Consider the following 13,549-nt stretch of genomic DNA (forward strand, 5'->3'; position numbering starts at 1 on the left):
GAGGAGGTGCAACTGCGGGAAGGGTTCAATGCTACGGCGGTGGATTATCCCGGGGGCACGACGATCCCCGATCTGTTGTCGGCGGCCTTGGAGCAGACCCCCGAGGCCATTGCCGTGGTGGCCGGCGACGGGCAGCTGACCTACCGCCAACTCCATGAACGCGCCAACCGGCTCGGCCAGTATCTGCGGGGCAAGGGAATACGGACCGGGGACCGGGTAGCCATCCGTCTGGATCGCGGCACGGAGATGATCATCGCCATCCTCGGTGTCCTCAAAGCCGGCGCCGCCTATGTTCCCATCGATCCCCTCTACCCCCCCGAACGTATCGCCTATCTCCTGCAGGACAGCGCTCCCGCGGCCGTGATCACCGCCGCCTGGCTCCAGGAACACCGCCAGGGCATCGACCGGCAGTCCGATGACGATCCCCGCCATGGGCTCCGTCCCGAGCATGCCGCCTATATCATCTATACCTCCGGTTCCACCGGCAAACCCAAGGGCGTGGTCAACGAACACCGCGGGGTGGTCAACCGCCTCCGCTGGACACAGGACTTTTTCCGCCTCGGCCCACAGGACGCCGTGCTCCAGAAAACCACTTTTTGCTTTGACGTCTCCGTCTGGGAACTGCTGTGGCCGTTGTTCACCGGCGCCCGGCTGGTCTTTGCCAGACCCGACGGCCAGCTCGATATCCCCTATTTGAAAACGCTGATCGATACCCACCGGATCACCACCCTGCATTTCGTTCCCTCCATGCTGACGCCCTTCCTCGAACAGACCCGGCAGGGGGAGTGTGCAGGCCTGCAACGGGTGCTCTGCAGCGGCGAGGCCCTGCTGCCCCATCATCTTCGCCTTTTCCAGCAAAAACTGCCGGCAGCAGCCCTCTATAACCTCTATGGCCCCACGGAGGCCGCCATCGACGTGAGCTGCTGGGCCGTGCCCGCCGGATGGAAAGGGGACAGCGTGCCCATCGGCCTGCCGGTGGCCAATACCCAGCTCTATGTGCTCGATGATGCCCTCAATCTGCTGCCCATCGGCGTGACGGGCGAACTCTATATCGGTGGCGTCCAGGTGGCCCGCGAATATTGGCGCCAGCCGGCGCTGACGGCAGAACGATTTATCGCCGATCCCTTCTCCCCCGTGGCCGGAGCAAGACTCTACCGGACCGGTGACCTCGCACGCCGCCTGCCGGATGGCAACCTGGAATACCTGGGAAGAAAAGACGACCAGGTGAAGATCCGCGGCTACCGCATCGAGCTGGGCGAGATCGAGCAGGCCGCCCTGCAAAGCGGCCTGGTCAGCCAGGCGGCCGTGGTGGCCGGAACCGACAAGGGCGGCGGCAACAGACTGATCGGCTATATCGTACCGGCAGCAGGAAGCACCCTGGAAGCCCTCCGGACCTGCCTGGCGGGGCAGCTGCCCGAGTTCATGCTCCCCTCCCTATGGGTGGTGCTCGAAGCCCTGCCCCTGACGGCCAGCGGGAAACTGGATAAAAAAGCCTTGCCGGCCCCGGAAGGGAATATCTTTCAACCGGCAGCCTACGTGGCTCCCCGCACCGAAACAGAAGCCTTGCTCGCCGGCATCTGGAAAGAACTGCTCAACGCCAGCCAGGTGGGTATCCATGACAACTTCTTTACCCTCGGCGGACATTCCTTACTGGGCATGCGGCTGGTATCGGCGATATCGAAAAAAATGAATGTAGAACTGCCGGTAAAGATGGTCTTCCAGCTCACCACTATTTCCCTTATGGCAAAATTTATCACCGTGATCCAATGCAATTCGCTCGTGGAAGAAGAGGCCGGAGAGACCATAAAACTGTAAACCGCAATCATGAAACAACCTATTACCAATTTTACGATCAACGGGGTCCGGGAAGTGAAAAACCTGGCAATGAACAAGGAGCTGATCGAAAAATTAAGGCGCGAATGGCAGGAAACGGCACAACAAACGGAAGCTTATCCCGGAGGTTTTAACGGCCGGGGGATTGTGATCTGCGCCGGCGGGATCCGTTACTTCACCTGTGCCTGGGTCAATATCAGGATGCTCAGACACAACGGCTGTTCCTTGCCGATCGAGGTGTGGTATAACGGCGATGAACTAACGGAGGAAGTGATCGATCTCCTGCGTCAAATGCAGGTAATCTGCAAAAATGTCAAAGATCATACAACCTCCGATCTGTCGGACTATGCCCTGAAGCCTTTCGCCATTCTCAGGAGCAGCTTTAAAGAAGTCTTATACCTGGATGCCGACAATAACTCCACGGGAGACCCGGCCTATCTGTTCGACAGCGATGAGTTCAAAGCGACAGGAGCCGTATTCTGGCCGGATTTCTGGAAAACGGGAAGGTTCAATCCCATCTGGAAGGTCATCGGATCGAAAGAATATGATTCCTGGGAACAGGAGAGCGGCCAGGTGCTTGTAGACAAAGAAAAATGCTGGCGGGAAATGAATTTATGCCTGTATTTCAATTTAAACAGGGAACACTACTACCGGATGCTGCTTGGCGATAAGGATACTTTCAAGTTTGCCTGGATCGCGCTCGGTTCCCGATATCACATGATCGGCACGCCTGTCGGCTTTTGCGGCTACCTTGACCGGCAGGGTGTTTTTGCAGGTCTGTCGATGGTCCAGCACGATCCCGAAGGAAATATCATCTTTCTTCACCGGAACCTGTTGAAATGGGATATCACCCAACGCGATGAATTGGTGTGGAAGCTGATCAAGCGTTTTAAAGCGCGAACGGACAAAAGCACGATCACGCCAAGAATTGCCGATAGGGAAGGAGCGGCCGGTTCAACGATCTGTGATATCGATGGCGAGGTCGAGTCCATCTGCTTCGGCGACCTGTTTGGAGATCTCGAACGCCACTGTCTCACCGAGCTGACGAATCTGAGAGAGTCCGATTTCTACGGAAGGTTCCTGGTACATTCCTATCTCCGCTACGCCAGGCCGGGATACAGTAAAAGATCATTGACAAAATCGTAACCTGTGTGGCCTTTTAAACTATTGCTGATCCTTTACCTGGTGAAAATCGCCGGGTACTTCTTGATCATGGAGCTGCGCAGGAAAAAGGAGCGCAGCCAGCCAGTGCGGGGAGGGAAAAACCCGGTCCTGGCCGTGGATATCGTATTGCCCATGCACAATGAGGAGAAAGTGGTGATCAAAACGATAAAGAACCTGCTGGATATTCAATATGACAAATTCTCGATCATCGTCGTTGACGACGGCTCAACGGACCGGAGTTTTCATCTGGTAAAGATGCATTACGGCGGACATCCGATGGTAAAGCTCATCCATCAGCCAAACGGCGGAAAATCCTCCGCGTTGAACAGGGCAATGGGAATATCGAAGAGCGATATCGTCGTTACGATCGATGCCGATACCTGGGTGCGGCAGGATTCCATCCGGAATATCGTCACCTATTTCCAGGATGAAAAAGTAGCCGCCGTAGCCGGCCATATAAAAGTAGGCAACCGGGTAAACTGGCTAACCGATATGCAATATTTTGAATACGTTTCCATCTGGGATAACGATAGGGCGTTTTCAGATACGGTGAACGGAATATTGATCGTTCCGGGAGCGCTTGCCGCGTACCGGCGTTCGGCGGTGAATGCAGTGGGCGGGTTTAAAACAGAAGTGATCGCCGAGGATACCGAGCTGACCCTGCGTCTTCTTTACAACAACTACGTGCTCCGCAACACCACGGGAGCGGTAGCCTATACAGAAGCGCCGGACAACCTGAAAATGTTCTTCCGGCAGCGCGTGAGGTGGACCACCGGATTGACCCAGGGGCTGATGAAGCATAATAAAATGCTGTTTGCTCATACCAACAAATGGCTGCCTTTTCTCATTTTGCCGTTTACCTGGTCGTTCCGGGTCATCCTCCCTTTTCTTTTGCCGCTGGTCGACTACTATTTTATCTACGCCTTTTTCTTTTTGAAACAATATGATGCGCTGGCCTGGTGGTTATCGCTGATCCTGACGGAAGCGGCGATCAGTTTCTACCTGCTGACAAAATTCAAAGAGAAGGTGGGGATCATAAAATTGATCCTTCTTCAACGGCTTTACCGGCATCTGCTGTTCTGTAATTACTGGTTCATCTTCTCCAGGTGGCTGAATGGCAGCCTGTTTAAATGGAGTAAGATCGCCAGAAAAGGAACGGTCAGACTGGAAAAAATAAACAATCGAAATTATGAATAGTCAATCCTCCCTTATTTCCTGCATTTGCGTAACCAGGAAGAAGCCAGATCTTCTAAAAAGGGCCATTACCTGTTTTTTGGCGCAAACCTATCCCAACAAAGAGTTGATCATTCTCTACGAAGATGACGATGCGGCTACCGAAAATTTTGTAGGCGCGGGCTTCCCGGGCTCCACCGGTATACGGCTGTTCCGGGTGGCGGCCCAGCCGAAGATCGCCCTGGGTGAGCTGCGGAATCTTGCGATCCAGGCTGCCCGGGGGGAATTCATCTGTCAGTGGGATGATGACGATTGGTATCATATGAACCGGCTGCAGCAGCAATATGAAAAATTATTCAGCGAGGGCCGTCACGGGTCTATCCTGACTCAATGGCTGGTGTTCGATTCGGTCACCGGCACCGCTTATACCTCCAATAACCGGTTATGGGAAGGAAGCGTCGTATGCAGGAAGAGCGTTTTACAGTTTAAGGCCTATGAGGACAAACCTCTCGGCGAAGATACCGCCACCATCGAATACCTCGCCTCCACCAACAGCCTTTACCTGCTGAACAAAGTGCCCGGCTTGTATATCTACGTCTATCATGGCAACAACTCGTGGGATTATGAACATTGGAGTGAGATATTCCGGGCCAGCACCGCTCTATCCATACAGGACTCGAACATCGTCGCTGACATTTTAAAAGGCAAATGGCCGGTCCAGGAAAGCTCCCTGTTGCTGGACGCCATCGTTCGACGCCACTATGATCCTGCCAGAATGTCGATGACGACAGCCGTCTGAATTTAATTCCTTCAATTTTAATCCTTGAACTTCGGCAGGGCGTAAACATATTTACCGAAACATTGCTATGCAAGAAAAAAATATCCTGTCTATTAATTTCAATCATGATGGATCGGGAGTGATCCTTTCCAACGGAGTGATCAAAGCGTATTTGAATACGGAGAGATTCTCAAAGAAGAAAAAGCATCCGGGTATCCGGCGGGAAGATCTTGATAATTTATTGGATCAGGCGGGAATGCAGCTCGGGGACCTGGGCATGGTCATCCTGTGCAACATCAATACGATGGATTCCCCCGACATCCCTTTCTTGTATGGAACTTCCCTGAAAGAGACCTTTCTCGATGTCTGGGTGCATCACTCGATGAAAAAATTGCTGATCGATGGGGTCGAGATCCCATGCATCATCAATCCGGACCATCAGCTGTTGCATTGCTCCCTGGCTTATTATACGTCTCCTTTTGACGAAGCCATGTGCTTTTCCTGGGACCCGACGGGATTTGGCGCATTCATCGGCAAAGGAAATAAGATGATCCCGTTGGGCTATAGCCTCAGTCATTTTAACAAAACCGAATGGTATTACAACGTATCCGCCGCTTTGTTTGGTACCGGGATCGAAGGGGCGGGGAAGGTAATGGGCCTGGCTCCCTATGGCGGATTAAACAATGAACAGCTGCTGACGGTGGAACAGGTGGCCGGGATGGAAGAGCTTTATGAACTGTCCGGCAATGGAAATTCCCGGATCATTGAAGAAAACGGAAAGCAACTGAATGCGACGCTGGCCTTTAATGTTCAACAACTGTTGGAAGAGCAGCTTTGCACGGTGTTGGCGGACCTATATAAGATCGCCGGGGAAAAGGGGATCAAACCCAATATCTGTCTGAGCGGGGGCGGAGCATTAAACTCTGTCGCCAATCAGGTGGCCTTCCGGAACTCCCGATTCGAAAGGATCCACCTGCACCCGGCCAGCGGAGACGACGGGACGGCGATAGGCGCCGCCTTATATCACTGGTTTGATGAACTGGACAATGAAAGAAGGCCTTTTACCAATAGACAGATGATGTACTCGATCCGGACCTACGATGACAAGGTGGAACAACTGATCGAACAACCGCAATACAAGGATGCATTTCTTACCGACCGTACACCGGACTATATAAGAAGGACCGCCGAACACCTGGCAAACGGCAAGATCGTCGGCTGGTTCCAGGGAGCAAGTGAGATCGGGCCACGGGCATTGGGCAACAGAAGCATTCTGGCCGATCCCAGGAACCCGGAAATGAAGGACATTCTGAACCGCAAGGTGAAATTCCGGGAGGGTTTCAGACCGTTTGCACCAAGCGTGCTGAATGAACACGCTGAGCAATGGTTCGGTTTGAAAGACAGTCCGTTTATGCTTCGGGTCTGTGATGTGCTGGAAGACAGTGTCCCTGCCATCAGCCATGTCGATCATACGGCGCGGATCCAGACCGTCAGTCCGGAAGACAATGCAACCTACTACCAGTTGATCAAATGCTTTTATGAACTTACAGGAGTTCCTTTATTGATCAATACGTCATTTAATATCAAGGGAGAGCCGATCGTGGAGACGCCGGAAGACGCGCTTCGCTGCTTTTTAAACACCGGGCTTGACCTGCTGGTCTTCCGGAATGTCGTCCTCGAAAAACAGCGCACCCCGGCTTTTATCACTGCTTCCACCCCTGAATTACAAACTGCAAGATCATGAATCCTGTTCGAGCCATGGGGGATGATATTTATGCCCTGAACCTGATGCAGCCCTTGTTGAAGGGGACTTATCTGCCCTTCACCCTGTCATCGTTGAGGCCGGCGTGTCTGGCATTTATTCTTAATGATATCGTCATCAATGACCGGAAGAATGTCCTGGAATTCGGTGCGGGTATCTCAACGATCATGATGGGTCGCCTGATAAAGACAAACAGTCTGGAAACCAGGATCATTTCCGTAGAACATAACAGCAGATGGGTGGAGATATTGAAAGGGATCGTATTGGCAGAAGGGCTGGAGGATCATATCGGGATCGTCCATGCCCCGCTGGTTCCATGTTGCGTCGCCACCTGCCACACCGACTGGTATGACACCACGGTGCTCGAGCCGGTCATTGGCAACCGGACATTCGATATGGTATTGGTCGACGGGCCACCGGCCTACGAACCGCCAAAAATGGAGGCGAGGTACCCCGCGCTGCCCTTCGTTTATAACCGCCTTGCTGCACGGTCCATCCTGGTCCTCGACGATGCCGAAAGGGAAGGAGAGAAAGCGGTCCTCGCCCGTTGGACGGCAGAATTTCCGCTCCGCTTTAATTTAGCGGCGGGGTCGCTTGCCTGCTCCAGCCGGGGTGACGATTTCAATGCACATCTATAATACCACCTTTCCAATGAAAGTAATTACGGCTATCAGCGACCAGGAGCATCTGGGATTCAGGTTACTCAAACTGTCCTGCAACTTCAAGCGATTGGAATTGATCGCCCTCGTCTCCCGGGAAAAGGAATTTAAAACCAATTGGCAAAAAGACAGCCTTTTGAACAACTATATAGCCGGATTGACTGATCCGGAAGAGATCATATTGTTCACCGACGGCAACGATGCCGTATTCATGGCCGACGAAGAAGAGATCCTGACAAAATTTGACCGGCTGAGGAAAGACCTGGTCTTTTCCACGGAAACCAGTTGTTGGCCCGATCCGGGCCTTGCCGCCTGTTATCCCGATGGCGACGCTACCCCGTACAGATTCCTCAATAGCGGCGGTTTCATTGGAAAAGTCGGGCTAATAAGGGAATTACTCGCGGACCATTCATTCGACACGCCAAAATTCGGTCGCAGCAACCAGTATCTGTGGGCCAGGAAGTATCTGCAATACCCGGAGAAGATCGGCCTTGACAGCAGCTGCCAGCTATTTCACACGTTCTCTCCCGAGGTGGGGCTGGATTATGCTCCTGCCGCCACGGAAACCCAGGACTACGAGCACCCGCTTTATCAGCCGTATTGCCGGTTTATGAAAAAATGGTTCAGAGACAATTTTCAGATCCGCAAGGACCGCATATTCAGTAAAATAACCGGAACCTGGCCCTGTCAGGCTCATTTCAACGGCGCCGCCAAGGTCCTTATGGACAACGAGATTATCGATATGGTCTTGGCCATGAGTGCGGAATACAAGCCGACCTGCTTTGTTTATGAGACCGAGTAATATACTCTAAAATCAATTTATGAATTACGTAAGAGAAGCATGGAGAAATTTCAGATGGAACCTGAAATTAAACAAGATCTGGAAAATGACCCAGTTCCCGGCCGAAGACCTTCAGATGATCCTGGGCCTGTATGAAAAGTACTCGGCCGATCTGCTGAAAGTAAAAAAGCAGCAGCAGGAGCTTTTCAATAACCGGACAAGGGTAGGGCTTGATCCCCAATTATGTGACCTGGAGGCGGAGATGACCTATCTGCTTATTCGCGAATACCGGCCTGTCACCGTCCTGGAGATCTCTCCCGCAAGCGGGTGGTCTACCTCCTGGATACTTCATGCCCTGAAGGATAATAACCAGGGGACACTCCATTCCTATGACCTGGTGGAAAGCAGCATTCATGTCATCCCGAAGTGGCTCTCGGAAGGCAGATGGCGGTTCTTTCAGGGAGATGTCACAAAGAACATGGCGCTGCTCCCTTCACAAGTCGACTATTTTTTTATCGATTCCGATCATTCGGCGGAATTTGCCCATTGGTATATCGACAAACTGTTCCCCTTGTATAAAAAGGGGATCAGGATCAGCGCCCACGATATCCTCAAATGGGCGCATGAACCCGGCTGGGGAGAAGAGAGTCTCGTGCTGTGCTCCTGGCTTGCCAAAAAGGGGACCCGATGTGTGACGGCAAGCAGGGCCATGAAGAAGAAAGGGTACAATGCGATCACCGCGGCAAGGCAGAAGCTTGGACTCGATGCACTGATTCAAACGGCCAACTACAATTCAATGATCTTTTTCACCCTATCCTGACAACCGGTAATATATAATATCACCAGGATATGTTAAAGGAGTATTTAAAACCGTTCGTCAAAATGAGCAGGCTGCACCTGCTGCAGACGAAAATCAGGTTTTTACCGATGCTGCCGCTTATCGGGAACCTCTATCGGCGATACAGGCAGAATAAGGATCTGATGCGGGCGATGGTGATGAAGAGTGAGTTGCAGCAGCAGCTCATGATCAATGTGTTTGGCAAATGCGTTGCCGGCGTGGCATTCGAAACCTATAACGGCTTCCTGGTAAACGGGCTCAGCGACATCAATGTCAGTAAGGATCTGGGCTTCACCGGGGCATACGACAAGGCAAAGATCGAATATATCCTGCCCCTTATCGACCCCGGCTCCTGTGTTTATATTCTCGGGGCGCATATCGGCACGCTTGCCGTCCCGATCGCCAGATCTGCCCGCGAGGTGATCGCCTTCGAGGCCAATCCCGCCACTTTTCAGTTCCTTTCCCGCAACATCGACCTCAACCAGGCCAGGAACGTGAAGAGCTATAATTTCGCCGTTTACGATAAAGAGATCCAGTTGCCCTTTTACCAAAGCCGGACAAACACCGGCGGCAGCAAGATTAAGCCGGTGAAGGATCATCTGTGGTATAATTATGATGACCCGGAGATCATCCATGTAAGCGGCAAGGTATTGGATGAATTTGTGATCGGGACCGGGCTGCCGATGCCTGACCTGATCATTATGGACATCGAAGGGGCGGAACATGCCGCTTTAAAAGGCGCCCGGGCCTGCCTGCGCAACGCATCTCATCTTTATATAGAATTTGTTCCCCATCATTTATCCAATGTCGCCAACGTCTCCGTGGACGATTTTGCGGCGACGATAACGGCCGAATTCTCGAAAATGGTCGTCGTGGACGACGAGGTGGAAGCGCGGCGGAGACCTTATTGCGGCGCGGAGATTGTTCAGACGTTGCGGGCATTCGGGAAAGCGGGAAGGGGTTGCGATCTTTTGTTCTCTAAATGATCAAAAAATCAAATGCCATGATAATTAAAAGTATCACACAAGTGGTCAAATTGAGGTGGCTGACAGCGAAACATCGATATTTCCCGCGAGTCCCGGTCGTTGGCCGGAGGTATCGACGCAACGGCCTGGAGAAAGATGTGCTCAACAGCCTGTTGATAAGAAGCCGGCTCCAGGAGAATATTCTAAAGGCTTTGTTCGGCCGAAATATAAGAGGAGTCGTTTTCAGTGCCTACAATGGGGCGTTCGTCAATAGCCTGAACGATGTCATTGTCAGCGAAAATCTGGGCTTCGTGGGCTCCTACGATAAAGAAAAGATCGTTTATCTTCTGTCTTTTCTAAACAGTGATTCCTGTGTGTATATCGTCGGAGCACATATCGGCACGTTGGTGGTGCCGATCGCCAGGGCAGTGAGAAAGGTACTGACCTTCGAAGCCAACCCGCAGACCTATGGGTTCCTTTCCTGGAACATCAGCCTGAACCAGCTTAGCAATGTGGAACATTATAACTATGCCATCTATGATAAGGAAACGGAGCTTTCGTTCTATCAGTGCAGGGCGAATACAGGAGGCAGTAAGATAAAGCCGGTCTCGGATCATTTCTATTACAATTATGATAAGCCGACCGAAGTGAAAGTCAAGACCCGGTTATTGGACGGATTCACCGATCCTTGTGAAAAGAACTATCCGGATATGATCATCATGGACATCGAGGGCGCCGAATACGCTGCGCTGCGGGGCGCGCCGAAATGCCTTGAGCATGCCCGTTATCTCTATATAGAGATCATGCCCCATCACCTTTCCAATGTGGCGAATGTAAAGCTGAAAGACTTCCTTGACTCGATCACGGCCTTTTTCCCGCAGATGAATATCGTGGATGAGGTGATTAGAGGTGAACATACCATTTATTCCGGCAGCCTGATCTATGAAAAGCTGGAGCAATATTATAATCGGAACCAGAAGACGGACTGCCTGTTCTTTAAATGATTCCAGTCCCCTACCTTTGGGGCCATTCCTGAGCACCAGGGATGTCCTATCATGAATAAAAAAGAGATTCATCTTTCTTACGAAGAATATGCGTCGGCGCAGGAACTCCCTGCCCCCGACGCATTTTTGGTTTCAAGGGCCCGCGAAGTGACAAAGGATGCCTATGCCCCCTACAGCCGGTTTCGGGTGGGCGCCGCCGCGAGACTGACCAACGGCGAAGTGATCACCGGCACCAACCAGGAGAATGCTTCCTATCCCGTGGGGATCTGTGCGGAACGGACGCTGCTCTCCGTTGCGGGCGCCCTCTTTCCCAATGTCGCGATCGAAACGCTGGCGGTGGCCTATGACAACGGCCTGGGCACCAGCGACCGGCCGATCTCGCCCTGTGGCCTCTGCCGCCAGTCGCTGCAGGAGTTTGAGCAGCGCACGGACCGGCCCATCCGGATCATCCTCGCCGGGCAGACCGGGAAGGTGCTAATCCTCGAGGGGTCGAAAATCCTGCTGCCCTTCGCATTCACCAGCGATGAACTGAAGTAGGACAGCGGATGTATCGAAATCGGACAATCGGGAACCCCGCGCCCGGAGTGCATGACTGATTATCATCCGATTAGAAATTTGCACGAAGTTTGGCGAGTTATCCCAAACTACTTGACCATGAGAGCCATCTTTCTTTCCATCCTGATCCTTTCCACTTCCGTAACGTTGTTTTCCCAGCGGCGGATCGACGGCGACGGGAGCGATTTCCGCGAAAGCCGGACAGTGCCGGCCTTCAATAAGATCGGCCTGGCCGTGCATGCCGAAGTGATCCTGGTAAAAGGCAACAGCCCGGGAGTGCGCATCGAAGGGGAGAAGAACATCGTCGACCGGCTGATAACCGAGGTGGGCGATAATCAACTGAAAATATACTATCCGCTGCTGAAGGATGTCCGGCCGACAAAACCGCTGCGCATCTGGGTCACGACACCCGATATCGAGGGTATCTGGAACTCCGGCTCCGGCACGATCCATTCGGAGGATGTCTTCACCGGTGAGACCATTTCCTTTCATCTCTCGGGCAGCGGCCATGTGGAGATAGGCGTAAAGGCCAACCAGGTGAATGTGTCGATGAGCGGATCGGGTGGGGTAAAGGTGAACGGTACGGCCAGGCTACTGGAATGCGGGATCAGCGGGTCGGGCCGCCTTCATGCGGACGATCTGAGCGTAGGAGAGCGCTCGAAAATTCATATCAGCGGCTCGGGTTCCGTCTATTTTTCCACCGACGGTGTTATCGAGGGCCGGATCAGCGGTTCGGGCTGTATTAACTATAAAGGCAACCCTACTTCGGTGGATGTGCATCATTCCGGCTCCGGGCGGGCAAGAAAGGTGGCATAGGACATTGTTTACCGACCATAAATAAATACGCGGGTTCATCCAATTAGGCAGCCGGTTCGTCCGGGGAATTTTAAATTATTCTATCTTGCGGGCCTATGGCTCGTTTCACTCCGCTGACCTATTGTACAGGTGTTCCCTGTGCGCTGTTGCTATTATTCTTTAGCCTTTCCCTTTTTTCATCCTGTAAAGAGCATGCCGACGCGGCCAGCGCCGACCGGAAAGCCAAGTCCGGCGAACCGCCGATCGTGGACGTGCTGGTGGCTTCCCCCCGGCCGATCAAGAATGAGATCGAGGCCAACGGGAGTGTCGTCGCCAATGAGTACGTGGAGCTGCACCCCGAGGTCAGCGGGCGGATCGTCTACCTGAATGTCCCCGAAGGCGCCCATGTGGCCAAGGGTACGGTCATCGCCCGGATCAACGATGCCGACCTGCAGGCGACGCTGGCCAAATCGAAGGCCCAATTGGACCTCTTTCAAAAAACCGAAGAGAGAGAACGTAAGCTTCTGGAGATCAACGGCATAAATCAGGCCGACTACGATCTTGCGGTAAGTAATATCAATAGCACCAAGGCGGATATCGACTATACGCAGGCCCAATTGGACAAGACGGTCATCCGGGCGCCGTTCGACGGAGTGGTCGGCTTGCGGCAGGTGAGCCCGGGGGCCTATGTTACCCCGGCCAATATCATCGCCACGGTCCAGCAACTGGACAAGACGAAGGTGGACTTTACCATTCCCGAACAATATAGTTATGTGGTGCGCAAGGGAGCGCTGGTGGACGTGCAACTGGATGCCCTGAAGAACGCGCGGCGCAAAGGGCTTATCGTCGCCACCGAGCCGCAGATCAATCTCTCGAGCCGCAACCTCAAAGTAAGGGCGCTGCTGGAGGACGGAGCGGGGCACCCCGGCGCCTTTGTAAAGGTCTTTATCAACGCCGGCGTGGACAAACGGGCCATCATGGTACCCACCAACTGTATCATTCCGGAGGACCGAAACAACCAGGTGATCCTGGTGAAGGACGGGCGCGCAAGGGTCGTGAACGTGGAGACGGGGCTGCGGGAAGCAAGCAGCATCGAGATCGTCAAAGGGGTCAATCCCGGGGATACCGTTATCGTCACAGGCGTACTTTTTGCCCGCCCCGATGCACCGGTCCACATCCGCAACGTAAAGACGGGCGAAGACGAGAATACGCCAACAGCCGCCAACGACAAATAAATTAGCT

The 13,549-nt window shown here is 53.1% G+C and carries 13 protein-coding genes; all 13 read left to right on the plus strand.

Annotated elements, in window-relative coordinates:
* On the plus strand, positions 1-1,815 hold a 1,815-nt coding region (locus VGM48_RS22190; RefSeq protein ID WP_331582643.1), incomplete at its 5' end, for a non-ribosomal peptide synthetase.
* A gap of 9 nt (positions 1,816-1,824) precedes the next feature.
* Positions 1,825-2,979 (plus strand): hypothetical protein, encoded by a 1,155-nt coding sequence (locus VGM48_RS22195; RefSeq protein WP_331582645.1) that lies wholly within the window; start codon positions 1,825-1,827, stop codon positions 2,977-2,979.
* Positions 2,980-2,982: 3 nt separating this feature from the next.
* Positions 2,983-4,194 (plus strand): glycosyltransferase, encoded by a 1,212-nt coding sequence (locus tag VGM48_RS22200; protein ID WP_331582646.1) that lies wholly within the window; start codon positions 2,983-2,985, stop codon positions 4,192-4,194.
* Positions 4,187-4,969, plus strand: a complete 783-nt coding sequence (locus tag VGM48_RS22205) for a glycosyltransferase family A protein (RefSeq protein WP_331582647.1) — start codon at positions 4,187-4,189, stop codon at positions 4,967-4,969. The genes VGM48_RS22200 and VGM48_RS22205 overlap by 8 nt, the downstream gene beginning before the upstream one ends.
* Before the next feature lie 67 nt (positions 4,970-5,036).
* Positions 5,037-6,692, plus strand: a complete 1,656-nt coding sequence (locus VGM48_RS22210; RefSeq protein ID WP_331582648.1) for a carbamoyltransferase family protein — start codon at positions 5,037-5,039, stop codon at positions 6,690-6,692.
* Entirely contained in the window at positions 6,689-7,348 is a 660-nt protein-coding gene (locus tag VGM48_RS22215) for a class I SAM-dependent methyltransferase (protein WP_331582649.1), read from the plus strand. Before VGM48_RS22210 ends, VGM48_RS22215 begins: the two co-directional genes overlap by 4 nt.
* 13 nt (positions 7,349-7,361) lie before the next feature.
* Complete coding sequence (locus VGM48_RS22220) at positions 7,362-8,171, plus strand: glycosyltransferase domain-containing protein (RefSeq protein ID WP_331582650.1); 810 nt, start codon at positions 7,362-7,364, stop codon at positions 8,169-8,171.
* A gap of 19 nt (positions 8,172-8,190) precedes the next feature.
* The gene (locus VGM48_RS22225; protein WP_331582651.1) at positions 8,191-8,970 is read left to right on the plus strand and encodes a class I SAM-dependent methyltransferase; all 780 of its coding nucleotides are present in this window, start codon (positions 8,191-8,193) and stop codon (positions 8,968-8,970) included.
* 62 nt (positions 8,971-9,032) lie between these two features.
* Positions 9,033-9,974 carry an FkbM family methyltransferase gene (locus VGM48_RS22230; protein WP_331582652.1) on the plus strand — a complete coding sequence of 314 codons (942 nt, stop codon included), beginning with the start codon at positions 9,033-9,035 and terminating at the stop codon, positions 9,972-9,974.
* Between the two features lie 17 nt (positions 9,975-9,991).
* A complete protein-coding gene (locus VGM48_RS22235; RefSeq protein WP_331582653.1) occupies positions 9,992-10,957 on the plus strand; it encodes an FkbM family methyltransferase in 966 nt (321 codons plus the stop codon).
* 51 nt (positions 10,958-11,008) lie between these two features.
* Positions 11,009-11,494 carry a cytidine deaminase gene (locus tag VGM48_RS22240; RefSeq protein ID WP_331582655.1) on the plus strand — a complete coding sequence of 162 codons (486 nt, stop codon included), beginning with the start codon at positions 11,009-11,011 and terminating at the stop codon, positions 11,492-11,494.
* A 117-nt stretch (positions 11,495-11,611) separates the two neighbouring features.
* Positions 11,612-12,328 (plus strand): head GIN domain-containing protein, encoded by a 717-nt coding sequence (locus VGM48_RS22245; RefSeq protein WP_331582656.1) that lies wholly within the window; start codon positions 11,612-11,614, stop codon positions 12,326-12,328.
* Between the two features lie 95 nt (positions 12,329-12,423).
* The gene (locus VGM48_RS22250; RefSeq protein WP_331582657.1) at positions 12,424-13,542 is read left to right on the plus strand and encodes an efflux RND transporter periplasmic adaptor subunit; all 1,119 of its coding nucleotides are present in this window, start codon (positions 12,424-12,426) and stop codon (positions 13,540-13,542) included.
* Positions 13,543-13,549 lie beyond the last annotated feature (7 nt).

The organism is Puia sp., assembly GCF_036500295.1.
Classification (GTDB): domain Bacteria; phylum Bacteroidota; class Bacteroidia; order Chitinophagales; family Chitinophagaceae; genus Puia.

Excerpts from the sequence above, each read along its gene's own strand:
- VGM48_RS22215 (WP_331582649.1), top strand. The coding sequence starts at position 6,689 with ATGAATCCTGTTCGAGCCATGGGGGATGATATTTATGCCCTGAACCTG.
- VGM48_RS22235 (WP_331582653.1), top strand. The coding sequence starts at position 9,992 with ATGATAATTAAAAGTATCACACAAGTGGTCAAATTGAGGTGGCTGACA.
- VGM48_RS22250 (WP_331582657.1), top strand. The coding sequence starts at position 12,424 with ATGGCTCGTTTCACTCCGCTGACCTATTGTACAGGTGTTCCCTGTGCG.
- VGM48_RS22210 (WP_331582648.1), top strand. The coding sequence starts at position 5,037 with ATGCAAGAAAAAAATATCCTGTCTATTAATTTCAATCATGATGGATCG.
- VGM48_RS22220 (WP_331582650.1), top strand. The coding sequence starts at position 7,362 with ATGAAAGTAATTACGGCTATCAGCGACCAGGAGCATCTGGGATTCAGG.
- VGM48_RS22240 (WP_331582655.1), top strand. The coding sequence starts at position 11,009 with ATGAATAAAAAAGAGATTCATCTTTCTTACGAAGAATATGCGTCGGCG.
- VGM48_RS22205 (WP_331582647.1), top strand. The coding sequence starts at position 4,187 with ATGAATAGTCAATCCTCCCTTATTTCCTGCATTTGCGTAACCAGGAAG.
- VGM48_RS22225 (WP_331582651.1), top strand. The coding sequence starts at position 8,191 with ATGAATTACGTAAGAGAAGCATGGAGAAATTTCAGATGGAACCTGAAA.
- VGM48_RS22245 (WP_331582656.1), top strand. The coding sequence starts at position 11,612 with ATGAGAGCCATCTTTCTTTCCATCCTGATCCTTTCCACTTCCGTAACG.
- VGM48_RS22195 (WP_331582645.1), top strand. The coding sequence starts at position 1,825 with ATGAAACAACCTATTACCAATTTTACGATCAACGGGGTCCGGGAAGTG.
- VGM48_RS22230 (WP_331582652.1), top strand. The coding sequence starts at position 9,033 with ATGAGCAGGCTGCACCTGCTGCAGACGAAAATCAGGTTTTTACCGATG.